General features: G+C 58.3%; 1 protein-coding gene. It reads left to right on the top strand.

From position 1 onward, the window contains the following. Nucleotides 1–150: 150 nt before the first annotated feature. Nucleotides 151–1,294, top strand: a 1,144-nt coding sequence (locus tag IPF36_RS34030; RefSeq protein WP_195432331.1) for a DUF4158 domain-containing protein, incomplete at its 3' end; no start/stop codon positions are given.

Below are 1,294 nucleotides of genomic sequence, written 5' to 3'. Positions count from 1 at the left end.
GGGGTAGTCTTGTTTTCGGTGCAATATACGACGGTTTGCAAACCTAACCGAGTTCTGGGTCAGCTAGCCTAAGTTCTTGATTTTCTGAGATTTGCTGTTCGCCTTTGCTTGACGTATCGTGTTTGGCCCACCGCACGGGAGGCGCACGAGATGCAAGGCTGGCAGAGCACGTACTTGGGCGCGCGGGAGGTGCCGCGTGAACTCAGCAGTTTCGAATTGCAGACGTTTTTCACATACAGCCGCGCCGAGCACGAACTAATCGCGCGACGACGGGGCTCGATGATGAAGCTGGGGCTGGCGCTGCATATCGGCTTCCTGCGCATGACTGGTTGCCCATTGAATGCGTTCGGGATCCTGCCGCCGGTCCTGCTTCGCCATCTAGCTATTGAGCTAGATATCGATACACCCGATCTAGCTTCGTTACGGGCGCTTTATGCTCGCGGCCGAACGTTATCCGACCATCAACTCTTAGCTTGCCAGACGCTCGGATTTCGCTGGATGGTGGCGCACCAGCGCCCGGCCCTTGTGCGGGCGTTGCGCGACGAAGTATCGCGTTGCGGAGATCGGGAACGACTCCTATCGTATGCCCGCCAGTGGCTGTATCAGCATCGATTGATCATCTTCCACGAGCGTGCCCTTCGAAGTCTTGTCGCGTCGGAATTGGCCGAGTTTGAGGCGCGCGCCACTGCCTCGATACACTCGACAGTCCCGCCTGCTACCTGGCGACGATGGGTAGCTGCAATGGAACAAGTACGACCAGATGGTCAACACATCCAGAACTGGCTCTGGGCTGCCCCAGCGAAGCACTCGACACGACAGTTCGCGCAAGTGCTCGAACGTATTGAATGGCTTGTCGAAATTGGCGTTGACCGCCATCCAATCGGCCTCAACGATGTTCTGGTGCGGCGCTTTGCGCATCGCCTGGCGGCTCGCTCGCCATCGTTCAGCGCACGAATCAAGGAGCCGGCACGCACCCTCGAGGTGGGCTCGTTCCTACGATATTGCCTGCTCACTGCCACTGATCAATTGATCTTCATGTTTCAGCGCCGGGTGGCAGATCTATGGCGGCAGAGTGCCGACGGTGTAACGGCTCCCGTCGACTGGGCCGCACAATACAGGCAACTGCTCGATGAGCTAACCAGCTTGAATAGCGATGCGAGTATTTCAGATACGGAGCTGCGCTCGCATCTGGCTAACCTGGTAGCCGGCAAGCGAGCTCAGCGCGTACCAAGCCGGGCATCTGCAATCAGGCAGCGGCTAATCGACGCCATTAGGCCCGTGCGCGCGTTACTAG

The sequence above is a fragment of the Cupriavidus sp. IK-TO18 genome (genome assembly GCF_015549295.1).
GTDB classification, from domain to species: domain Bacteria; phylum Pseudomonadota; class Gammaproteobacteria; order Burkholderiales; family Burkholderiaceae; genus Cupriavidus; species Cupriavidus oxalaticus_A.
This window is presented reverse-complemented; position numbering and strand designations above follow the sequence as displayed.